General features: G+C 59.2%; 24 protein-coding genes. 11 read left to right on the forward strand and 13 right to left on the reverse strand.

Annotated elements, in window-relative coordinates; all coding sequences use genetic code 11:
- Positions 1-24 precede the first annotated feature (24 nt).
- Together LVY65_RS07095 and LVY65_RS07100 are read left to right on the forward strand one after the other, a co-directional pair.
- Positions 25-741, forward strand: a complete 717-nt coding sequence (locus LVY65_RS07095; RefSeq protein ID WP_235067965.1) for a TIGR02186 family protein — start codon at positions 25-27, stop codon at positions 739-741.
- A 74-nt stretch (positions 742-815) separates the two neighbouring features.
- Entirely contained in the window at positions 816-2,504 is a 1,689-nt protein-coding gene (locus LVY65_RS07100; RefSeq protein ID WP_235067325.1) for an ATP-binding protein, read from the forward strand.
- 729 nt (positions 2,505-3,233) lie between these two features.
- On the opposite strand, the gene LVY65_RS07105 is transcribed toward LVY65_RS07100, so the two are convergent.
- Positions 3,234-4,484, reverse strand: a complete 1,251-nt coding sequence (locus LVY65_RS07105) for a SulP family inorganic anion transporter (protein WP_235067326.1) — start codon at positions 4,482-4,484, stop codon at positions 3,234-3,236.
- A 142-nt stretch (positions 4,485-4,626) separates the two neighbouring features.
- Here LVY65_RS07105 and LVY65_RS07110 point away from each other — a divergent pair, with 142 nt between their 5' ends.
- Both LVY65_RS07110 and LVY65_RS07115 read left to right on the forward strand, forming a co-directional pair.
- A complete protein-coding gene (locus LVY65_RS07110) occupies positions 4,627-5,343 on the forward strand; it encodes a cytochrome b/b6 domain-containing protein (protein ID WP_235067327.1) in 717 nt (238 codons plus the stop codon).
- A 142-nt stretch (positions 5,344-5,485) separates the two neighbouring features.
- Positions 5,486-6,253 (forward strand): hypothetical protein, encoded by a 768-nt coding sequence (locus tag LVY65_RS07115; RefSeq protein WP_235067328.1) that lies wholly within the window; start codon positions 5,486-5,488, stop codon positions 6,251-6,253.
- A gap of 58 nt (positions 6,254-6,311) precedes the next feature.
- Here the strand turns inward: LVY65_RS07115 and LVY65_RS07120 are convergent, their stop codons facing one another.
- Positions 6,312-6,875, reverse strand: coding sequence for a hypothetical protein (locus tag LVY65_RS07120; RefSeq protein ID WP_235067329.1), 564 nt, complete (start codon positions 6,873-6,875; stop codon positions 6,312-6,314).
- Between the two features lie 556 nt (positions 6,876-7,431).
- Here LVY65_RS07120 and LVY65_RS07125 point away from each other — a divergent pair.
- On the forward strand, positions 7,432-7,617 hold the full coding sequence (locus LVY65_RS07125) for a DUF3008 family protein (RefSeq protein WP_235067330.1): 186 nt from the start codon (positions 7,432-7,434) through the stop codon (positions 7,615-7,617).
- A 422-nt stretch (positions 7,618-8,039) separates the two neighbouring features.
- Here LVY65_RS07125 and LVY65_RS07130 read toward each other — a convergent pair whose 3' ends face one another.
- Entirely contained in the window at positions 8,040-8,510 is a 471-nt protein-coding gene (locus LVY65_RS07130; protein ID WP_235067331.1) for an NUDIX domain-containing protein, read from the reverse strand.
- A gap of 185 nt (positions 8,511-8,695) precedes the next feature.
- On the opposite strand from LVY65_RS07130, the gene LVY65_RS07135 reads away from it, so the two are divergent.
- Positions 8,696-9,169: a hypothetical protein gene (locus LVY65_RS07135; protein ID WP_235067332.1), complete on the forward strand. Its 474-nt coding sequence runs from the start codon at positions 8,696-8,698 to the stop codon at positions 9,167-9,169.
- Between the two features lie 22 nt (positions 9,170-9,191).
- Positions 9,192-9,389: a helix-turn-helix transcriptional regulator gene (locus LVY65_RS07140; RefSeq protein WP_235067333.1), complete on the forward strand. Its 198-nt coding sequence runs from the start codon at positions 9,192-9,194 to the stop codon at positions 9,387-9,389.
- A gap of 88 nt (positions 9,390-9,477) precedes the next feature.
- Here the strand turns inward: LVY65_RS07140 and LVY65_RS07145 are convergent, their stop codons facing one another.
- On the reverse strand, positions 9,478-9,894 hold the full coding sequence (locus tag LVY65_RS07145; protein ID WP_235067334.1) for a hypothetical protein: 417 nt from the start codon (positions 9,892-9,894) through the stop codon (positions 9,478-9,480).
- A gap of 165 nt (positions 9,895-10,059) precedes the next feature.
- Here LVY65_RS07145 and LVY65_RS07150 point away from each other — a divergent pair, with 165 nt between their 5' ends.
- Entirely contained in the window at positions 10,060-10,866 is an 807-nt protein-coding gene (locus LVY65_RS07150; protein WP_235067335.1) for a hypothetical protein, read from the forward strand.
- Positions 10,867-10,963: 97 nt separating this feature from the next.
- On the opposite strand, the gene LVY65_RS07155 is transcribed toward LVY65_RS07150, so the two are convergent.
- The gene (locus LVY65_RS07155; protein WP_235067336.1) at positions 10,964-11,722 is read right to left on the reverse strand and encodes a hypothetical protein; all 759 of its coding nucleotides are present in this window, start codon (positions 11,720-11,722) and stop codon (positions 10,964-10,966) included.
- 186 nt (positions 11,723-11,908) lie between these two features.
- On the opposite strand from LVY65_RS07155, the gene LVY65_RS07160 reads away from it, so the two are divergent.
- Positions 11,909-12,739 carry a class II glutamine amidotransferase gene (locus LVY65_RS07160; RefSeq protein ID WP_235067337.1) on the forward strand — a complete coding sequence of 277 codons (831 nt, stop codon included), beginning with the start codon at positions 11,909-11,911 and terminating at the stop codon, positions 12,737-12,739.
- A gap of 214 nt (positions 12,740-12,953) precedes the next feature.
- The gene (locus tag LVY65_RS07165; RefSeq protein ID WP_235067338.1) at positions 12,954-13,736 is read left to right on the forward strand and encodes an SIMPL domain-containing protein; all 783 of its coding nucleotides are present in this window, start codon (positions 12,954-12,956) and stop codon (positions 13,734-13,736) included.
- A gap of 64 nt (positions 13,737-13,800) precedes the next feature.
- Here LVY65_RS07165 and LVY65_RS07170 read toward each other — a convergent pair whose 3' ends face one another.
- A complete protein-coding gene (locus LVY65_RS07170) occupies positions 13,801-14,379 on the reverse strand; it encodes a hypothetical protein (protein WP_235067339.1) in 579 nt (192 codons plus the stop codon).
- A 232-nt stretch (positions 14,380-14,611) separates the two neighbouring features.
- Between LVY65_RS07170 and LVY65_RS07175 the strand changes: the two genes are divergently transcribed.
- Positions 14,612-15,397 carry a creatininase family protein gene (locus tag LVY65_RS07175; RefSeq protein ID WP_235067340.1) on the forward strand — a complete coding sequence of 262 codons (786 nt, stop codon included), beginning with the start codon at positions 14,612-14,614 and terminating at the stop codon, positions 15,395-15,397.
- A 41-nt stretch (positions 15,398-15,438) separates the two neighbouring features.
- On the opposite strand, the gene LVY65_RS07180 is transcribed toward LVY65_RS07175, so the two are convergent.
- From LVY65_RS07180 to LVY65_RS07210, 7 genes are all read right to left on the reverse strand, one after another.
- Positions 15,439-16,155: a sulfate/molybdate ABC transporter ATP-binding protein gene (locus LVY65_RS07180; protein ID WP_235067341.1), complete on the reverse strand. Its 717-nt coding sequence runs from the start codon at positions 16,153-16,155 to the stop codon at positions 15,439-15,441.
- Between the two features lies 1 nt (position 16,156).
- Positions 16,157-16,996, reverse strand: a complete 840-nt coding sequence (gene cysW, locus LVY65_RS07185; RefSeq protein WP_235067342.1) for a sulfate ABC transporter permease subunit CysW — start codon at positions 16,994-16,996, stop codon at positions 16,157-16,159.
- Entirely contained in the window at positions 16,996-17,829 is an 834-nt protein-coding gene (gene cysT / locus LVY65_RS07190) for a sulfate ABC transporter permease subunit CysT (protein WP_235067343.1), read from the reverse strand. Before cysT ends, cysW begins: the two co-directional genes overlap by 1 nt.
- A 16-nt stretch (positions 17,830-17,845) precedes the next feature.
- Positions 17,846-19,318 carry an OprO/OprP family phosphate-selective porin gene (locus LVY65_RS07195; protein ID WP_235067344.1) on the reverse strand — a complete coding sequence of 491 codons (1,473 nt, stop codon included), beginning with the start codon at positions 19,316-19,318 and terminating at the stop codon, positions 17,846-17,848.
- A gap of 49 nt (positions 19,319-19,367) precedes the next feature.
- Positions 19,368-20,381, reverse strand: a complete 1,014-nt coding sequence (locus LVY65_RS07200; protein ID WP_235067345.1) for a sulfate ABC transporter substrate-binding protein — start codon at positions 20,379-20,381, stop codon at positions 19,368-19,370.
- A gap of 111 nt (positions 20,382-20,492) precedes the next feature.
- On the reverse strand, positions 20,493-20,978 hold the full coding sequence (locus LVY65_RS07205; RefSeq protein WP_235067346.1) for an RrF2 family transcriptional regulator: 486 nt from the start codon (positions 20,976-20,978) through the stop codon (positions 20,493-20,495).
- A 196-nt stretch (positions 20,979-21,174) separates the two neighbouring features.
- Entirely contained in the window at positions 21,175-21,351 is a 177-nt protein-coding gene (locus LVY65_RS07210; RefSeq protein ID WP_235067347.1) for a hypothetical protein, read from the reverse strand.
- Position 21,352 lies beyond the last annotated feature (1 nt).

The following is a 21,352-nucleotide window of genomic DNA, read 5'->3' on the forward strand; positions in this document are numbered from 1 at the left end:
CTGCTCGGCCTGGCGCCGATCCTGATGGCCCAGGCCGAGCCCAAGCTGGTGCCAGATATCAGCGCCCGGTCGATTCAAATCCGCTACAGCTTCACCGGCGCGCAGTTGCTGCTGTTCGGCGCAATTCTTTATCCCGGCGGACGCGTGCCGAGGCACCCTGCCGACGTTATCGTCGTGCTGAAGGGTCCAGTCGAGCCGATCCTGATGCGCGAAAAGGCGAAAATTGCAGGTATTTGGATGAACGCCGATTCCAACCGCTTCCGTTCGGCGCCGAGCTTTTATGCGGTCGCGTCGTCGGCACCGGTGCGCAAGCTGGTCGATGAAAGGACCGCCGCAATCTACGAACTGGGCTTGCAGGACTTGCAGCTTTCGCCCGGCGGGGGCGCACTACCCGACAAGGAGCGGAGATTCGAGGCTGGCTTGCTCGATGTCCGAAAGCGCAACGGACTGTACGCGGAAAATCCGCATGGCGTGGAGATCAGCGAGGGGGTGCTTTACCGAGCCCGCATTTCCATCCCCAGCCAGGTCCCGGTCGGCACCTATACCGCCGAAACATTCCTGGTGGACAAGGGCAAGGTGATCGCCGCCGCCACCAAGGAGATCGAGATCGGAAAATCGGGTTTCGAACGCTACGTCGCGCTGGCGGCGCGGCGACACGGCTTTTTGTACGGGCTTGCCGCGGTGATGTTGTCGCTTGGCCTCGGCTGGGCCGCAGCTCTCGCCTTCCGACGCAGATTCTAGCCCTAAATCCAATCTTAACCCGGTTAGGCTAATCCAGCCGCAACCGTAACGATTGAGCGAGGGCGTCTGCGCGTATGAACGATCAACCGAGCCTGAGGCATTTTCTCGACGAGATGAGCAACTATACCGAGAGCGAGGGCGGCGCTGGCGCCAGCTCCGCCTCGCGGGATGCCTGCCCGCCGATCGGCCAGGTGCTTGAGATCGCCGGGTCCGGTTCGCGCGTCGTGATGGACGCCGCGCGGCTGCTGGAATTGCAGGCCCATGGCGACCCTTCGATCGCCATGTCGGGCCAGGTTGGTAGCCAGGTGAAGATGAAGGTCGCCAACAGCTGGCTTGTCGCCAACGTCCGCACCCTTCGCGCCGGCGACGAGCCCGGCACGGTAGTTGCCAATGTCGACTTCCTTGGCGAAGGCACGCAGCGTTCCGGGGGCGGTCTTAGTGGCTTTCGTCGCGGTGTGACCCGCTACCCGATTCCGGGCCAGGCAATCCTGCCCGTCACCACCGAAGACATGCGCGCCATTTTTGCCGCCGACGACAGCCCTCACGTGGAGATCGGCACCGTCTATCCGACCGATGACATCCGCGGCACTCTCTATGTCGACCCGATGCTGTCGAAGCACTTCGCGATCCTGGGATCAACCGGTACCGGTAAGTCGACTTCGGTCGCGCTGATCCTCCATCGTATCTCGGAGCTCAGCCCCGAGGGTCATATCGTGATGATCGACCCGCACGGCGAATATTCCGCGGCGTTCAAGAGCTGCGGCGAGCTGTTCAACGTCGACAATCTTCAACTGCCCTACTGGCTGCTGAACTTTGAAGAGCATTGCGAGGTGATGCTGACGACCGATGGTGCGGAACGGCAGCGCGATGCCGATATCCTTGCCAAGTGCCTGCTCAGCGCACGGACAAAGTCCAAGTCATCGGAGCAGTTTGGCAAGGTCACCGTCGATTCGCCGATCCCCTATCTATTGACCGATCTCAACCAGATCTTGGTGGCGGAGATGGGCAAGCTCGATCGTGCTGGCGACACCACGCCTTACCAGCGCCTGAAGAACAAGCTGGACGAGCTGCGCGCCGATCCGCGCTACAACTTCATGTTTTCGGGCATGCTGGTGTCGGACACGATGGGCAGCTTCATCGCCAAGCTGTTCCGCCTCCCAAGTCATGGCCGGCCGATCTCGATCGTCGACGTTTCAGGCGTCCCGTCTGAGGTCACGTCGGTCGTGGTCTCGGTGCTTGCCCGCATGGTGTTCGACTATGCCATCTGGTCGCGGACCGAGGCACAGCGGCCGCTGCTGCTGGTTTGCGAAGAGGCCCACCGTTACGTCCCCAAAGACGAGCATGCGGGCGGCCAGGCGGTTCGCAAGATCCTCGAGCGTATCGCCAAGGAAGGCCGCAAGTACGGCGTTTCGCTGGGCCTCATTACGCAGCGTCCGTCCGATCTGGCCGAAGGCGTGCTGTCGCAGTGCGGCACGATCATCTCGATGCGCTTGAACAACGACCGCGACCAGGCCTGCGTCCGTGCCGCGATGCCGGAAGGCGCGCGCGGCTTCCTCGATGCCATCCCGGCGCTCCGCAACCGCGAATGCATCGTATGCGGCGAAGGCGTTGCCATCCCGATCCGGGTGCGGTTCGACGACCTCGAACCGGAACGACGCCCGGCTTCGTCCGACCCCAGTTTCGCCGCCGCTTGGCGCGAAACAGGCGACGAGGAAGGCATCATCCAGCGCACCGTCCGCCGCTGGCGCGGGCATGGGAAATAGGGGGCGCAATCAATCCTGGAAATGATCAGGCACAACTAGGAACGACCCAAGCGACGTAAGCGTTTTGTCGTTGCTGATTGTCCCCATTCAGCGTGTGATGGCCCCGTCGGATTGCTCTTGCCGGCGGGGCCTTTGCCGTCTTTGCAAACATAGGCTTTTTTAACCACCTTCTGTTACGCGGCAAGACGGAGGGCCCTCGGTTGCCCACACAGCTGGGGGCTTTCCATCATTTTTGCGTGAAGGCCTGTCGTATAGAGCCCAAGCAGCGGGCCTAGGTCATTCGGGCATAGGGACGGGAAGCGAACGCTAGCCTTTGTTAGCCTTACGAAGGGCAAATCCCTCTGCAAGGTCACATTGGGCGAGAAAGTCTCGCATCATGTATATTACAGCATCGCTGGGTCCCAGTTTTACTGCTTCGGAGGCAGGCGGCCAACTGGCCCACACGGCTTCATCAAGCAAACTGAAGACGATAACGTCCATTGCGGGGTCGTTGTCCATCGGCACGATCTGCTCCCTCATCAAGCGGGAGCGCGACTAACAATGTCTCTCAGCCGCTAGCGCGCTTCTGAACACTGCTAGCGATGTGGCAAATCTACACCTCCGGCGGCCCCAAAGATATTGGGGTTTGTGACTACTCCCAAGGCCGCAGGCGGTGTTCCTATCCTGCAACGCCCTTCCCAATAGACCGAGCCATAGCCCTTAAATGCCCGTCCAAGCGCGGTTCAGGAACTATCGATCGGGCGGTGTCCATTCAGCGGGCTCCACGTCCCTGCGGATGAGGCGTTGAGCGAGGCCGATTGCCGTTCCCACAGCTATCGCCACGGTCAAGTCGCTGACCACGGTCAGGATCATGGTTAGCAGCAGGAGGAATCGGTCGGCGGGACGAGCTCGAAGATGCTCTCGCCAGCGATGGGGTTCACTCATCGACCAGGCCGTTACCATGAGCAGAGCGGCAAGAGCGGGCATCGCCAGATACCCGGCGAGCGGAGCAGCAGCGACGACGAAGACCAGAATTGCAAGCGCATGAACTATGCCCGCGACTGGCGTGCGCCCGCCGGCCCGCACATTGGCTGTAGTACGGGCGATAGCACCGGTCGCAGGAAGGCCGCCAAACAAGGGCGAAGCGATGTTGGCTGCACCTTGCGCCAGCAACTCGGCATTGGAGCGGTGGGCACCGCCTATCATTCGGTCGGCAACAATCGCTGACAGCAAGGATTCGACCCCTGCCAGGAACGCGATCACCAGGGCCGATGGAAGTAGCTCGCTCATCCGCGCGAGGGTGATTGCAGGAAGCGACGGAAACGGCAGTCCATTGGGAAGGTCGCCGAAGCGAGAGTGGATCGTTTCCACCGGGAGCGTGAACAGGGCGACTGCGGCGGATGCCAGGGCGATAACAATTATTGAGCCCGCCCGCCTTCGCAAAAGCGCGATCGCGACGATCGAGGCAATGCCGATTACGGCAGCCACCAGACTTGCCGAATGTCGAGCAGCCCACAGGGCGGGGACGGTGTCGACGAAGTCGGCGGGCAATCTGGCGATTGAAAGTCCGAACAGATCCTTGAGCTGGCTAATTGCAATGATCAGCGCAATTCCAATCGTGAACCCTTCAATTACCGCTTCTGGAATCAGTGCGATTAAGCTGCCGGCGCGGGCCATGGCAGCAATGAGCAGGATCACACCGGCCATCAAAGTTGCTAGCAACAGGCCGTCAAACCCAAATTGATCGATCACACCATAGACGACGACGATGAAGGCGCCGGTGGGACCGCCTATCTGGACGCGGCTTCCGCCCAGGGCTGAGATCAGCAGGCCTCCAACAATCGCCGTGACCAGTCCTGCCGCCGGTTCGGCCCCCGACGCGATGGCGATGGCGATACTCAACGGGAGCGCGACCATCGCCACGGTAATTCCAGCCAGAGCGTCGGCGAAAAAGAGCTTGGCGGAATAGTCCGTGATTGTGGTGAGCAGTTTTGGCTTCATCGGCCAAGGCTATCGGGTACGTTAGGCGGCTGCAAATGGCCGTCGCTGAGTTTTGGGTGGACGGTTGCACATACGGTCCATTGCGTATGGCTAGCTGCCCCTGACTAGGCAAAGCGCATAGTTCACCGACTGGGAACGACGAATGGCAAAAGCCACGGACAAAGTGAGGGTTTGGGACCTCCCGCTCCGCCTCTTCCATTGGACCCTCGTGATCGCCATTGCGATCGCGTTTTTATCTTCCGAAGAGGAAAGCGTTCTCAATCAATGGCACGTCCTGGCTGGCTGGGTTGTCGCCGTGTTGATCGCCTTTCGCTGCGTGTGGGGCTTCGTTGGTGGAGAACACAGCCGCTTTTCGGATTTCATCCGCCCTGTTCGCATTGCCGATCACATTTCTGGGCTACTCCGCGGCAAAAGCGAGGCGTCGCTCGGCCATAACCCGCTAGGCGCCGTCGCAGTCCTCATCCTACTTGCACTTGCTGCAGCCACCGTGTGGACGGGAGCGTTCGGCGGCGAAGGAGCAGAGGAGTTCCACGAAATCATCGCATGGACGCTCCTCGCCATGGTCGGTATCCATGTCGCTGCGGTTATCATCATGTCTGCGATGGAGCGGGAGAGCCTGATCCGCGCAATGATTAGCGGGTACAAGCCCGCACCTCGCCACCCCGGAGCGGCTAACGCGAGGCCCCCAAATTTATTTGGTTGGGCCATTGCCATTCTCACCGTGGCCGGCTCGATCCTTCTTATCCTTCGATACGATCCGCAGGCCTTCACTCCGCGAAGCGCAGAAGCCTTCGAGCATCGCGCCGAAGGAACCAGTCGCCCTTCTGTCAGCGATGAAGGGAGCGAACACGAAAACTGAGGCAGGTTTAGGCGGAATGATGCCACGATAGTGCATTCTCGAGGGCTCGCTATTAATTGCTTGCAATGTAGGGCAGATTGTTCGCCGAATCGGAGGCGGGCAGGTTGATGCATTTCCGATCCTGGAGCGACCGGAGAATCGGATGTTCCTTCACCGCATCGTCGACCACCTGAAGACACAAAACTGGACGGCAGTCGGGCTCGATCTGGCGATCGTAATTGTTGGTGTGTTCGTTGGTACGCAGGTGTCCAATTGGAACCAGGGGCGGCTCCAGAAGCGCGAGACGGCGCAGCTGCTCGTCGAACTCAAGCCGGCTCTCAACACATTCACCGACTTTTTCGCCGCGGCCAAAATCTATTACGCAACGACACACGATTATTCTGACCGTGCATTCGCAGGCTGGCGGCGCGATCCGAACGTAAGCAACGAGCAATTCGTAATCGCTGCCTATCAAGCAAGCCAGATTTATACCTGGGGGCTTAATGGGGAAAATTGGGCCTCGATATTCGGAAGCGACCAACTGCGTGACATCAACGATGCGGATGTACGCCTGGGCCTCACGACACTTATGACGATCAGCTACGACCAAATCGACTCAGTCGTCACTAATACGGCATATCGTGAAGATGTTCGGCAGGTGATCCCGGAGGACATCCAGGATGCCATCCGCGCAAATTGCGACGACCAGGTTGTCCCGGAGCGACCGCTTACGGTTCGCCTGCCCCGAACTTGTGACCTACCACTAGCTGACGCGAAATTCGCAGAGGCCGCTGCTATGCTGCGTAGCCACCCTGAGCTGATCGGCAAGCTGCGATGGCATCGCGCCGCCGTTGCTGCGTTCATGAGGGATTATAGTACAGTCGACCAACTGACTCGGGATCTTCAAAGCGACATCGACAAAGCGACCTAGGTGGAGGGACCGAATGAATTCCCCGTCGAATTCAATGTCCGCTTTGGGTGGAAAGCGGTCATTGGGAAATCAGGTGAGGAAGCAGGGCCAGGAGCAAATAGTAGATCAAGAGGATGACAAGAAGCGCCAGGTTCGAGCGCTTTTTAGTCACCCAGATTGCCAATGCGAGCGGAGGAAAGAACAGGCCTACCGAGAACCAGTCGCCCGGGCTTGCGAATGGGGGGAGGCCGAGCGCCCACTGGCCTGCGATGGCAAGCAGGTTGCACAGCAGTACGCCGCTAAGGATCAGGCGTTTGTGCGCGAAATAATAGCGGTCGAAATCTGGCCATTTTCCAGGATCGCGTGGAAAAACGAGGCGCGCTACCAGATAATAGATGGCGGTCAACACGAACCCCCAAAACAGGCTAAGGTAACTTGCTGGGATGGTGCCGCGGACCGTCCACGCAACGCCCCAAAATGAGATTAAGTCGAGCGCGACGAACAATCCCAGCAATGGCGTCAGCCACCCGACCTGAACGCTGCCTCGCGTCTCCACTGCGCGCCCAAACCCGGCCAGCACCTCGGCCAGCGCCAGCCCGAGCAGCAGCCCGAACAGCGAAAAGACAAATTCAAAATTGCCCATACGGTTCGCCCCCCGCACGGAACCATCTCATTCTAAATCAATGACCGCAATGGGTCGACTCCGGTCATGACCGGAATGGGTGGAAAGCGGACATTAAATGGGCGAGAAAGTCGCCATGAAAGCGAATGACTACGCCGTTGCAGAGGCTTGGACCAAGGCTGGGCGAAGCCTTCTCGCTACCGCGCTTGCGTTAAGCGCTGTCCTATCTGGATTTGCTGCCTTCATTGTGCGGACATTTTTCGGTGGCGACGACGCCAACGTGATAGATGGCCTGCTACTGCTATTCGCCGGCGCAGCCGTTGCGACGGCTATTGGATTTAGGCGCGTTCAAACTCCGAGTTGGAAGCACTGGTCGGCTGTTGCCCTTCTGGCCGCTCCAGGAGGCTTATTCCTCCAGACCCAGGCGGTGCGCTAGCGACCGCTTTGGGTGGGAAGCTGCCATATCAGATACCCTGACGCGGCTCCCACCAAGTGGTCGCACGCGGCAACTCGCATTATAATCGAAGCCATCCTCCGGATCGAGCGTTTCACCCCCGCCAATCCAAGGAGAGTCTTTATGCCAGCGAAATCCGCAGCACAGCAGAAAGCCGCCGGTGCGGCCCTCTCGGCCAAACGCGGCGAGACGCCGAAGAGCAAGCTCAAGGGCGCATCGAAGTCGATGGCCTCATCGATGAGTGAGAAGGAGCTTAAGAAGATGGCGTCGACCAGCCGCAAAGGCAAAGTCGAGCACAAATCGCCATAAGAGAGCCATCGGCCCGCCGTTTCCCTCCGAATTGACGGCCTATTGCGGGTCTAAATGTGTGCAATAGATCGAGAGCGACCATTAGCTTAATGACCGGAATGGGTCGAAAGCGGTCATAACCGCTAATGACCGGAATGGGTGGAAAGCGGACATTAGCTTGACACCCAAGGCGTTCGGGCATTTCCTCCTAACGCTCGGTCAAAAGGGAGGGGAGACCCATGGCTGAAGTTGGCAAGGAATCGCACGACCGTCGCACTGGCGAGGGCCGCAGGAGTGATGACAGGCGCAAGCACGGCGATGCAAGTCAGATGCCGCCAGAGGGCGACCGCCGGAAGGGAGATAGGCGTCAGGGAGATCGGCGGGATTAGGCTCGCACTGATCGGTAAAGCTGGAATGCACACGTTAGCATTGGGCCGCGTGTCTTAGTCCGATTGCGCTTCAAGAACCCGTTCGGGCACAAAAGCCTTAATCATATCGCGCAACTGCCCTGGCCTCACCAGATCCGCCGCATGCTTGATGCTTACCCACTGCCGCTCACGCATATCCATTTCGGGCCACTGCAGCTCAACCGATACTACCTCGAGAGCGAACGTGATGACCTCAACGATCTTGGGCCTTTCGCCAAAGAGTTTTGGGGTCTTGTCATGAAGATAGCTACCCAACGCATTTGACCAGACCCTGCCGGTGACGCCCGCCTCTTCATAAGCTTCAATCGCGGCGGCCTCGTGGAGTTCTCGACCAGCAATCGGTTTGCCCTTTGGGATGGACCAATGGATATGTCCGTGACGACGTATCAGGAGAATTTCAGCTTCACTGCCCATAGCCGCTCGAAACGGGAGAACACCGGTTCGCATAGCTAAGCTCGGCCACTGTCGTTTGAAGCTGTAACTCATCCCTGCCCCCGGCAGTCAATTCTCACGGCGTAATTGGCTTTGACCTGCGGGGGAGTCGAGTCCTGAAATGACGAGAATGGCCATCTTAAAAAGCATGGATGTCAGGTAGTGTTGACATCGGTTCTCGCGTTTTGTATGTAAGGTAATGCTGACAATGTGTCAGTCATATTTGACAGGAGAACATCATGCTGTTCTATCGGTCTAAGGCCGGTGCTTCGAATTTGCCTGTTGGCGCTGCTCGCGCGCTTTCGCTGTTTGCCCTAGCGGCATACCCAGCAGGCGCGCTGATGCTCGACCTGTCGAAGAAGTCGCTCCCGGCAAGCTTAGGCGGCTACGCGCTCATATTGGCCGCGCTGATTTGTGCGGCGGCTCTCGTGAAATCTTCCTTGCAACGAATTGTCGCCGAGCAGCCGAGCAAACTGGACGAGTATGAGCTTCAGCTTCGTAGCCGAGCGATGAACCTGGCCTATGGCGGCTTCACAGCGCTCGCTCTCGTGGCCGTGATCTACGCCGCCATTGCAAGCGACCATGGGGGCTGGGTTCCCGTCAACTATGACCAATTCAACGGCCTTTTCTGGGGCGTTTTCTTGTACGCGGTTGTGATCCCCGTCGCAGTGCTCAGCTGGATGGTCGATGAGTCTTTCGAGACCGAGCGATGATCGGGCGAGCAGGAGCCACGCAATGAACAATCGTTTGCGGGTATTGAGAGCAGAGCGGGCGTGGAGCCAAGCTGATCTGGGTGCGCAACTAGGGGTATCGAGGCAAGCGGTGAACGCCATTGAAACTGGCAAGCACGATCCGTCCCTGCCGCTTGCATTCAAAATCGCACGGTTATTCGGCCTTTCAATCGAAACCATCTTTGACGAGCCGGTCGCGTAATGACACCTGCCGTAATGTCCGTTTTGGGTCGAAAGCTGCCATAACGCCGCTAACGGCAGGAATGAGTGGAAAGCGGACGGCCATTCGGTCACTTCACCAACAGAAAGAACGCAATGATGGCAACGCTTGAGATAATCGACGTTGTCCATCCCATCGCTCTTGAGTGGCTCCATCCAGACGCCGCAATAGCGGCCAGCAGCGCAACCATGCCGATCGAAAAGCTGATGGCCAGTAGCGGCCGAATTGCCGCCGTCGAACGCGCGGCCGTAACAGGCGGCGCATCGGGGTGCGCAATTGCGATCAACGCGCTCGAGGCCATGACTGCGATGACGAACGACACAGCGGCGACCGCCGACGCATGAGCGGCGACGAGCGAGCCTCGCGACTTTCGTCCGACGGTAAGAAACAGTGCCAGCATCGTTGCCGCAAATCCTCCGAAGAAGGCGCTCACCGACCCAAGTTGCGTCGCAATCGCCATCAGATAGTCGGGCTTTAGCGGCACCATGTCTTATCGAATGACCGCAAAACCCACAGTTTAGCAAGCGTCATCCCCGAAAGGCTTTGCCGAATGTCCGCTTTGGGTAGAAAGCAGACATAGGCCAGCCGACGCTCCGGGGTCCTCTTGTGGTTCCTGTCTCATGGTGCGAAATGTCCGGTGAAAAGGGGGCCAATGCCTTACCGCAAAGCTTGGCTTTACGTGCTGGCGCTGCTCGCGCTGACCTTCGTTGCCTTCTGGCCCGGATATTTCGCGAAGCTACCGGCCAAATTAATGGCCCATCACGCCCATGCGGCAAGCGCCGTCCTATGGATGATCCTCGCCATCTTGCAGAGCTGGACGATCCACCACGATCAATTCGCCTTGCACCGCAAAGTTGGCCTCGCAACCTTCATTCTCTTCCCATTCTTCCTGGTCGCGGGAATGTGGGTCATCCATGTCGAGGCGACGACCCTGGCCGGAGATTTCAATAGTCTTGAAGGCAGGCAGATTGCGCAGTTCGGCTGGTTCGATCCGCTGGCCAATATCGGCTTTGCCCTATTGTTCTGGGCGGGGCTTAAATATCGCCACAAGGTCCAGCTCCATGCCCGCTATATGCTGGCGACATTGCTGTTCGTGATCTCTCCGATCGGCTTCCGGTTGCTCGCTATCGGGATCCCGTTCCTGAGATCCGATGAGAATTTTTCCTACGCCATGGCTGGCGGAAACCTCATCGCTTTTGCCATAGCGCTTTACCTATACCGTCAGGCGCCCAAGCATGGCCGGCCGTTCCTGATCGCCGCCGGTTTCATCGCGGCGCAGGAAATCACCTTCGAGACGCTGGGGCGCCTACCGGCTTGGGCGCCGATGTTCGCCAGCGTCTCCTATATTAATCTGCCATTCCTGCTCCTCCTGACCGGCATCGCCAGCGTTGGCATCGCCTGGCACGGCTGGGTCACCGGCGCGCGTCCAGGAAGTCCCAAGGTGGCGTTGGCGGCCTAAGACCGGCTAACTGAGGCCGACGCATATCAACTCCTCGACCGTGGCTCTCACGGTTGGCTAATGACCGCAATGGGTGGCAAGCGGTCATTAGAACACGTTAATTCGGCACTGCCTGCATTGCGTCTTTAAACGACCGCATCGGCAGGCCGTGCGCCTTGCAGAATTTGTAGCTCCCGTAGCGCTTGGTAAGCCTTTCGGCATTTTCTGGCGCCGGAAGCATTCCGGCCTTTTTGATATTATCGATCACATTGCCCTGAATCATATCCAGATATTCGAGGCGGCCTCGTATTCGCTCGATATCCTTAATGATCGCGTATCGAACTCCCGGATCCAGCGGTAAGCGGTGGGCCAGAGCGACAAATGCCGGCTCAACCGCGTTATTTTCAGCGTTCATTTCCGCCATTTCCGGGAGTAGCGCGTAATGGCCCGCCAGTTGACGCCTTAACGTCGGATCGAAGCTCCGGATCGTGCCGTCGCTCACGGCCGCCTCCCATGCGTCGGCTGGATAAATCTTTCCCGGCAATCGCAGGACGTAATGCAAATCATAGTCTTCCGAAAAGACAGGCGCCGGGTCCAATGTTGAACCACTTGCCAAAACGCGGTCCCGCAAGCGGCTAATCTGTGCCTGTAGACATGGGTAAATAACGCGATATTCGACCGCATAGTCATAGTGTTCGGCGAGCTCGGCACGGAGCGCGGACCTAGTCGCCTCGACATTGCGGTCCCAACTGCGATCTTCGGCCCATTGCTGCGCGGCAAGTGCGAGAAGCACGCCTGCCGTGACGATGACCAATTCAATGGCGATCGCGACCCAGTCCTGGGCCCGCAGCTTCGCTACGGCGCGCTTGAAGATCATTGCTTGCCCTCCCGGCTGAGCCTTACCGCAGCGGGCGGGCATTTCCTAATGACCGGAATGGGTCGAAAGCGGACATAGCGCCACGGATGGCGGCCGCTTCTCAGGGTTTCACTCGATTTCCTTCTTCCTCCGCATGGCCATTAGCTGTCTTGGAAAATCATCACGGTCGGTCAGGAGTGAATGGTCATGTGCCGTTGGCTCGCATATTCTGGAACACCGCTCCCGCTGGAGGCGCTTCTCTACAAGCCAAAGCATTCGCTGATCGACCAAAGCCTCCACGCCAAGCTCGGGCCGAACACGACCAATGGCGACGGATTTGGCGTCGGTTGGTACGGCGACGATGATGATCCGGCGCTGTACAAGGGCGTCGATCCCGCGTGGAACGATCAGAACCTGCGCGAGATTTCACGGCAAGTCCAATCGCACCTCATCTTTGCGCATATCCGGGCGTCGACGGGCTCACCCGTTCAATACACCAATTGCCATCCGTTTCGGCACGGCAAGTGGTTGTGGATGCACAACGGGCAGATTGCCAACTTCGGTCTGGTCAAGCGCGACCTCACACTGGCGATTGCCCCCGACCTCTATCCCTTCGTCAAAGGCTCGAGCGATACCGAAACCTTCTTCTTTCTCGCGCTGACCTTCGGGTTGGAGGACGACCCGCCGCTCGGCGTGGAGCGCGCTGTCGGTTTCATCGAACAGGTCTGCCGGCGCGCCGGCATTGATCATCCGGTCCGGATGAGCGTTGCCGTCAGCAATGGCCTGGACGTCTGGGCCTTTCGCTACTCAAGCGAGGGCCAGCCTCCGACATTATATTTCTCGACAAAGGTTTCGACCCTGCGCGAACAACATCCGGAAATTCCCGCTTTCCAAGCGCTTTCGGATGAATCGAGGATGGTTGTGTCGGAACCGCTTGGGGACCTTGAGGGCGCCTGGAACGAGCTTCCCGCATCCAGCTATGGTGTGGTCAAGCTGGGCCCAGACAATCTCAAGCAATTTACACCGCGAAACGACTAGCCACCGTCGGCCCAAGCCTTAAGCGTTCGTCGCGCCTGTAACGTCCGCGCTGGGCCGAAAGCAGGCATTCGCCTAAGGCAGCTTTGGGTGGAAAGCGGCCATTGGGTCGACCATGCAAGTTCGCGCGACCGGCCGCTTTGTATTTGGCTTAGGTTCATTTTGCGGTGCGTTTATTAGCGGCGCCAAAACCCGTGTGGTGTTGAGGGAGATATTCATGGCGAGTTTGAAAGCACTTATGGCGACGGGCATGCTGGCCGCGTCCGCGCTGCCAGCGATGGCAATTGCTCAGCAGGCGCCGACCGCCAGCATCGCCGAAATGGCGAGCACGCCGCTGGTGCGCGTCAACATCCAGGAATCTTTGAAGACGCCACCGGACGAAGCCAGCATGACGGTCGGAACGCAAGCCAAGGCGGCGACAGCCACCGAAGCGGTCGCGCTCAACAAGGCGAAGACGGAGAAGCTGCTCGCCACGATCCGCGCTGCCGGGATCCGCGAACGCGATATTCAGACGCAGGGCATTCAGCTCAATCCCGACTATCGTTGGGACAATGAACCAGGCGGGCGCGGAAAGCAGACGCTGATAGGCTATATCGCCGGCAATTCGGTGCTGATCAAAACGCGCAATATCGAAAAGCTGACGTCGCTGCTCGATGCGCTGACGACCGCCGGCGCGGACACCGTCTACGGGCCGAGTTTCGCCATTTCCGACCCAGCGCCTTTACGGAAGGAGGCGCGCATCCGTGCGATGGCACGCGGCCAAGCCGAAGCCACGGAATATGCCCGCAATAACGGTTACGCCTCGGTCCGGCTGCTTTCGGTAGAAGAGGGCGTATCTTATCGCGGCACCGACGTGATCGTGACGGGCGCTCAGGTTGGCAACGCCATGGCCCCGCCGCCACCGCCACCCCCCGCACCCGAGCGCGGCGGAGGCATCGTCGCTCCTGGCCAACTGGAAACGGCAGTCTCGCTCAGCCTGCTATATCGCATGGAACGCTAAAGATTGCTGCGGCCCGCTAGCTTGCTAATGTCCGCAATGGGTGGAAACCGGTCATAGCGACTGGTTAGGCTGGCGAGGCCAGCGGGCGGTTCCACCAGTCGAAACCCCAGATCAGCCAGGCCAGCGTGACGATCATCACCGCGCCGCTGATCCAGCGTGGCTTGACGCGGGTCATGACGAAATAGCCCACGATGCAAATGAAATCGAAGTAATGGTCTTGCAGGATTTCCGAGGCGGAACGGCCGGCTTCAATCTTTCGCAGCACGATCAACGGTATGTAGACCAGAAGGTAGGTGCCATAGAGCGCCCAGAAATAGGCTCGGTTCTCGTCAAAATACCGGCCCAGGTCGATGCCGCCTTCGGGCACTTGGTCAGGCAGAGTGATCGCCGCTGTCAGGAACAGCACGATCAGCGCAAGGAAGTAGGGTGCGATGTCGCCCAGGGTTGATCCGGTGAACCCTCGCCACTGCCACCAGAAATTGAAAAGCTCCGTCAGGATCAGAAGGGCAGCGAGCGGCGCCACCCAGTCCCATTGAACACGACGGCGATCACGAAGGAGCCTGTGCAGGCTGAGTGCTTGGTCAGCTATGGCTAGGCCGACGACCACGGCCACCAGCACAGTGATATAGTCGAACGTCCCCATGCAATCGCTCCCCGGGCGGCTGTGTCACACGGCGCGCTAATGACCGCAATGGGTCGAAAGCGGTCATAAGCGGCTTATGACCGGAATGGGTGGAAAGCGGACGTTAACGACACAACGGATCGGCAATGCTAAGATTCCTCACAATGGGGGTCTTATGCGATATCCGTCATTGATCCTTTGCAGCTTCATTCTCACTGTGCCGGCTGAGGCCCAAACGCCGCCGCGGCCCGGTATGAGCGAAAGAGGTCTTGCGCCAGATCCGGCGGGGCAACGGCCGATTGCGACGCGCGATAGCGTATGGATCGAAGAGCTGACCTGGATGGAGGTCCGCGACGCGCTGGCCAGTGGAAAGAAGACCGTCATTGTCCCGACGGGCGGTGTCGAGCAAAACGGACCCTATGTCGCCGCTGGGAAGCATAACCTGATTCTTCGAGCGACGGCGGAAGCAATTGCCCGCAAGCTAGGCGACGCGCTCGTTGCACCGATCATTCCGTTCGTCCCGGAGGGTCAGATCGATCCTCCGACAAGTCACATGCGCTATCCTTCGACTATCAGTCTGGAGGAGTCGACGTACCAAGCTCTGCTAAAGGACATAGCGCGCTCGTTGCACGCGCATGGCTTCCGCAATGTGATTTTCATTGGCGACAGCAAAAACAATCAGGACGGCATGAACATCGTCGCCAAGCAACTCGACGACTTGTGGCGTACGTCTGGAGATCGAGCACTCTTCGTGCCCGAATATTACGATTGGGATGACCGTTCGCGTTGGTTGCGGGCTCGTGGCTTTCAGGAAGTGGACGAGGGCATTCACGACGAGTTGAGCGTGGAATCAATCATTATGGCAGTCGATCCTACAGCGATCCGCCTCGCGGAAAGGCAAGCTGCCGGCCGGGACTCCATAAATCGCGTGAAGCTGGCACCTCCGGACTCCATTGCCAAGACTGGCAGGGAGTTGGTTCAACACATCGCGGACGTCACGGTGGCAGCAATCCAGAGGCAGCTACAGTCCCAACGTTGAGTGGCCGCAATGGGTGGAAAGCAGACATAGCGTTTTCCCGGTCAGGCCAAGAATGAGCGCACGAAGTCCGATGCAGGGTCTTGCATGATTCTCTTGGGCTTCTCGAACTGCTCTACCTGACCATGATTGAGGATCGCGACCCGGTCGGCCAGCGTGAACGCCTCCTCATGGTCGTGAGTGACGAAGATGGAAGTGAGCCCTAACTCGTCATGGATCGTACGCAGAGCACCCCGAAGCTCGCGCCGGACCTTGGCATCCAGCGCTCCAAACGGTTCGTCGAGAAGCAGGATTCGCGGTCGGCGCGCGAGCGCCCGGGCCAGTGCAACGCGCTGCCGCTGACCACCTGAAAGCTCACTCGGATAGCGGCCGCCAATTCCGGGTAGCTGAACCAGGTCGAGCAGTTCGTTAGTGCGAAGCAAGATATCCTTTTTGGACGGGCGCGAGGCGCGGGGCATGACGGTAAGCCCGAAGCCGATATTCTCCGCCACCGTCATGTGACCGAACAGCGCATAATGCTGGAATACGAAACCGATTCCCCGTGAGGCGGCCGCTGCCTCGGTCACATTTTTCCTGCCGAACCAGACCTCGCCCGACTCCGGAACTTCCAGTCCGGCGATGATCCTGAGCAAGGTCGTCTTGCCGGACCCCGAAGGTCCAAGCAGCGCTGCGAACTCGCCGTCGCGGATCTCCAACGACACCTGGTTAAGTGCTGCAAATGCAGAGAAGTTCTTCGACACATTTTCGATACGGATCGACATGTCAGCTTCTCGCCGCAATTGCGGCTCGATATCGCCATTCAAGAGCGCTCTTGAGGGCGAGAGTGACGACTGCGAGGAGGGCGAGGAGGGAAGCGACCGCGAAGGCGGCGATAAAGTTATACTCATTATAGAGCACCTCGACATGAAGCGGCATGGTGTTGGTTTCGCCGCGGATGTGGCCGGATACGACGCTGACTGCCCCAAACTCCCCCATCGCCCGAGCGTTGCATAGCAGCACGCCGTAGAGGAGGCCGAAGCGGATATTGGGGAGGGTTACGTGCCAAAAGGTCTGCCAACCGGACGCGCCGAGCGTGAGCGCGGCTTCTTCGTCGCCGCGACCCTGGGCTGTCATCAACGGGATCAATTGTCGCGCGACGAATGGGAAGGTTACGAAGACCGTCGCGAGCACCAGTCCGGGCAGCGCGAAGATAATTTCGATATCATGCTGTTGCAGCCATCCACCGAACCAGCCCTGGGCTCCGAACAGCAGGACGAAGACTAGGCCGGAGACGACCGGCGAGACCGAGAAGGGCAATTCGATCAGGGTGATCAGGATGGACTTGCCACGAAAATCATATTTGGAGATCGCCCAGGACGCCGCGATTCCGAAGATCATGTTGAGTGGCACGGAAATTCCGGCCACGAGCAACGTCAGCCGAATTGCGGAACGCGCGTCGGGCTCGGTCACGGCGGCGAGCCAGCCTCGCCAACCGTCGGCGAACGCCTGACTGAGCACTGCGCCGAGCGGCAACAGCAGCATTAAAGCGACATAGGCGAGCGCCACCAGGGTCAGCAGCGCCTTGATCGCCGCCGGCTCGCGCAGATGCGAAGCACGGCGCATCAGGCTGAACGCCTCTGCTGCCAATGTTGCAGCAAGTTGAGCACCATCAGGATCGCGAATGAAACGACCAACATAACCGCCGCAATCGCGGTCGCGCCCTCGAAATCATATTCCTCCAGCTGTGTGACGATCAGCAGCGGTGCGATTTCTGATTCGAAGGGCATGTTGCCGGCGATGAAAATGACCGATCCATATTCCCCGGCTCCCCTCGCGAATGCCAGCGCGAAACCGGTCGCCAGTGCCGGCGCGATGGTGGGGAAAATAACCCGGGCGAAAGTCTGCCACCGTGAGGCGCCGAGCGTCAGGGCAGCTTCCTCGGTTTCGCGCGACACTTCCGCAAGGACAGGCTCGACCGTTCGAACGACGAAGGGAAGGCCGACGAAGATCAGCGCCACGACGACACCCGTCGGCTTATAGGCGACCGCCAATCCGAGCCGAGCGAGCTGCGCGCCGATCAGGCCGGTATCGGCATAGAGTGCTGCCAGCGCGATCCCTGCGACGGCGGTTGGCAACGCGAACGGCAGGTCGATCAGCGCCGCGAACAACCGCTTGCCCGGGAAATGGTAGCGGACGATGACCCAGGCGATGAGGAGCCCGAACAGGGCATTGACGGCAGCCGCGCCAAGCGCGGCGCCGAACGTCAGCTTGTAAGATGCAATTGCCCGTGGTGTACCCGCTGCCGCCCAAAATGCGTCCCATCCGCCTCCCCAGCTACGGATGAATACCGCCGACAGCGGAATGAGAACGATGAACGACAGCCAGAAGATCGTAATGCCAAGGGAAAGGCCCAACCCCGGCAGCGGGGAGGGATTGCGTATAAGGGTGCGGGCCATTCCCATACCGCTTGGCTCAGAAGTCGTAATGGAGACGCGTGGCGAAAGCATCGCCCTCCGTCTTCGACCCGTCGGGATCCAGAGGCGTGTTGTCGCCGCGGAAGTGGATCCAGTTGAACATCAGTTTGGCATAGGGATTGAAATACCAATTCAGGCCAAGGGTGATGGTTTCGGCCTCGTTGCCTGCCCGGGCAGCGACCGGCGTATTCGAAAGGTCGAGCGAGTCATATCGAAGAGCCAGCTCGAACGCGCCGAGCCCGTCCTTACCAAGTTCCTTGAACGGCCGCACCCGATCGAAATTGCCGCCTCTGAACGGGCGCGTTTCGCCGGTCAGCATGTAGGCCACATAGCTGTAAAAGCCGGTGAAGGATTTGTTGCTGAGATCGGGTCGATCTAGCCAAATACGGCCAACCTCGCCGGCCGCGGTAAATGGCCCAAGCACGACCGCGGCCTCTGCGCCGCCGTAGCTCAACGAGCGCACGCCAGTGATGACTCCACTGTCAGCGATGTTGCCATTGTCGACGCGGACGTTTGGTCGATCGGACAGGCGGACTGCGTCTTGTGTGTCGCCGGACTTAAGCGCCATACGATAATAGCCCGATAGGCCGAGGTGGACGATCTTTCCGGTGTCGAAAATCGGCTCCCAGGTTGCTCGCCCATTGAAGCCCCAACTTTCGTCGGGGGTATCCGTAACCGGAGTGCTGTTCGAACGACTGATGCTTTCGTTGTCGCCGAAAAGGCCGATGGCGAGGTTGAGGTTTTCCTTGGGGGCGTATGCTGCCGACAGGCCGATCCGACGTTCAGCACCGACATTCCCAAATGCATTGGTGAACATGCCGCGTTCGAGGAACATGTTGAAATTGTCGCTATTGTTGGACTCGAGGCCGAATGGCGCTTTGTGCTGTCCGAACGTCAGGAGGGTCTTCGGGATCTTGGAGTATTGCAGATAAGCGTCGGTCAGATTTACCGCATTGCCGGCAAAGTCCATCTCCACCCGATAGTTGAAATATTTATACGCCGTGCCCTCGAAGCCGATGCGTGCGCGGCGAAATGCCGTGCCATTATTGTAGTCATAGCCACCCTTGCGCTCGATGAACGCCGCCACGTCCGCTTCGACTACGCCCCGTGGCCTGAAGCTGAAATTGCCCGACGGGTCGGAGATCGTCGGCGTCCAGCTAAACTGCGCTGCCTTTGCGGCTCGGGTTTCAACGGTCTCCAGCCGCCCTTCGTTCAGCTCCGCCTGTTGTTCCAGTTCTGCATTGCGGGCCTCCAGTTGGCGGACCCTCGCCTCGAGTGCGTTCAAGCGGTCGAGGATCGGATCTCCGGTCGGCGTTGCGGCTTCGACAGCAGGCGTGGCGTCGGCATCGACCACGCTATCGATCGGGCTGTCCGTTGTGGTCTCGGCAGGAGGCTCTTCTGATTGGCCCTGCGCAAATGCAGGCGAGGAAAGCGCAAGGAACGAACCCCCGGCCAGGAGCAGTAAGCGCATTTGGGCCCCCTTTTGCGGTTGAATAATTTGGCGAAAAATCTGGCGCCGGTCAGCGCTTGGCGCTCTCGAAGATCTGGTCGAACAGGCCACCGTCGTTGAAATGCGTCTTCTGCGCCCGCGCCCAGCCGCCGAAATGGCGGTCGATGGTCAACAGCGACACGTTGGGGAAGCGCGCTTTATATTTAGCTGCCACCTGCGGGTTGCGCGGCCGGTAGTAATGCCTGGCAATGATATCCTGAGCTTGGGGCGTGTAGAGATATTTGAGATATGCCTCCGCAGCGCGCCGCGTCCCCTTGCGGTCTACTACCTTGTCGACGACGGCGACCGGCGGCTCGGCCAGGATCGAAATGGACGGAACGACAATGTCGAACTTTCCGCGGCCGAGTTCATTGACGGCAAGGAATGCCTCATTCTCCCAAGCGAGCAATACGTCGCCTTGCCCGCGTTGAACGAATGTCGTGGTTGAGCCGCGCGCGCCGGAATCAAGCACCGGCACGTTGCGGAACAGGCGCGTCATATATTCTCGCGCCTTGGCCGGTGACCCGTATTTGCGTTGAGCATAGCCCCAGGCAGCGAGGTAATTCCATCGTGCGCCGCCGCTGGTCTTCGGATTTGGCGTGATGACCTTGATGCCGGGACGGGCGAGATCGTCCCAATCCTTGATGCCTTTCGGGTTCCCCTTCCGAACCAGGAATACGATCGTCGAGTAATAAGGCGCGCTGTTGTTCGGCAGGCGGCTTTGCCAGTTGGGAGCAATCAGCTTCGCCCGCTGCGCGATTTCGTCGATGTCGTAGGCGAGGGCAAGGGTGACGACATCCGCCTGAAGGCCGTCAATCACCGAGCGGGCCTGCTTGCCGGAACCGCCATGGCTCTGGCGAATGACAATCTTCTGCTTGGTTTGGGCTTCCCATTGACGTGTGAAGTTCGCGTTGATGTCGCGATAGAGCTCACGGGTAGGGTCGTAGGAGACGTTGAGCAGTTGGACCGATTGAGCCGGAGCCCGGTTTGGAATGGCCAGTGAAAGAGCGAAAGCTAGGCCGAGGAGTGTGCGAACCTTGGTCATGACGTTGCCCCTGTCATTGCCCAGATTGGTTATACCCTAGTAATTAGATAGACAATATAATGAGCAGTCGAAATGTCGCAGCTTGCCCTCCGTTCGTCGCTGTTTTGTGGATCAGATTTGCCAGTCGGCGGCGAGCGGGTCGCCGCTATGGCTATTGTCGGCGTCAGAATCGGTGAGCCTAAGCTCCCATCGGGCGCCGTCCTCAAGGCTGACGGAATTGAGTACGTCGATGCTGCGGTCGCGGACCAGGACAAACAGCCGCCGGATGGCGCAAGTGGCTTCATCATGGCAGTCGCCGCAACGCTTGTAGAAATTGACGCTGGCACAAGGCACCAGCGCAATTGGCCCTTCAAGGCCGCGGATGACTTCACCGAACGAAATGCCTCTTGGATGACGGGTTAGTCGATAGCCGCCCTTGGGGCCACGCACGCTTTTGACGATGCCTAGTGCCTTTAGGTCCAGCATGATGAGCTCGAGGAACTTGCGAGGGATTTTCTGCGTCTCGGCTATCCGCGGCAGTTGGACCGCATCCCCATGACCTTCTTCGATCAGGTAGAGAAGGGCGCGAAGCGCATATCGCGTCTTCTGGGTAAGCATGGGGTAATCTTGGTCGGTAGGGATACGCGGCGCAAGCGCCGGCACTTTAATGACCGCAATGGGTCGAAAGCGGCCATAAGAGCCGAACACAATTTAGTGCTCCGCGATGGCATTTCGCGTGGCGCGAAAGCACCAACCGTTTCCGCCCAGCGAGTCCAAAGCCAACGATCCCCGATTGCAGCTTCCAGGGGCTTGGTTAGGTCGCCCGATCGGTCTTCGATGACTGATCGTCGAGCGCTTGTTTTAGGCGCTTTGCTTGCGCCTCCAGGTCCTGGACGGCCCAAATCAGTTCTCGCCGCTGGTACCCGTCGCAGTCGTTGGCAAGCTCGCGGTATCGGGCCGCCTGCTTCATCAGCCTGTCATACTCTTCCATT

Origin of the sequence: Sphingomonas cremea (assembly GCF_021502585.1) — a bacterium.
Classification (GTDB): Bacteria; Pseudomonadota; Alphaproteobacteria; order Sphingomonadales; family Sphingomonadaceae; genus Sphingomicrobium; species Sphingomicrobium cremea.